General features: G+C 68.7%; 1 protein-coding gene. It reads right to left on the bottom strand.

The window, feature by feature from the left end:
* The coding region (locus EN804_RS36930) for a hypothetical protein (RefSeq protein ID WP_210237412.1) at window positions 1-278 on the bottom strand (278 nt) is incomplete at both ends.

Raw genomic sequence — 278 nt, 5'->3', positions numbered from 1 at the left:
GGCGCTGCACCGGCGTGCACTTGCTGCCGGTGAACCAGGCGAACCAGACCAGCACGCCGCCCAGCACCACCAGCATCAGCATCAGCGCCAGGCTGATTTCACCGCCCAGCGCGAACGCGCCGTTGCCGGCAGCCCACATCAGCCACGCCACCGGCAGCACAGCAAGCACCGCGCACAGGTAGATGAGCCATTCGCGCGGCAGGCCCAGCACCTTCTGCTTCAGCGCCGCCGGTTGCGGTGGTTCGGCATGGCCCTGCAGGTACTTCTGGCCCCACAGG

The organism is Mesorhizobium sp. M8A.F.Ca.ET.161.01.1.1, assembly GCF_004792105.1.
In the GTDB taxonomy this organism is placed as follows: Bacteria; Pseudomonadota; Alphaproteobacteria; order Rhizobiales; family Rhizobiaceae; genus Mesorhizobium.
The sequence above is the reverse complement of the archived record's forward strand: the minus strand, read 5'-3'. Positions and strand labels throughout refer to the sequence as shown.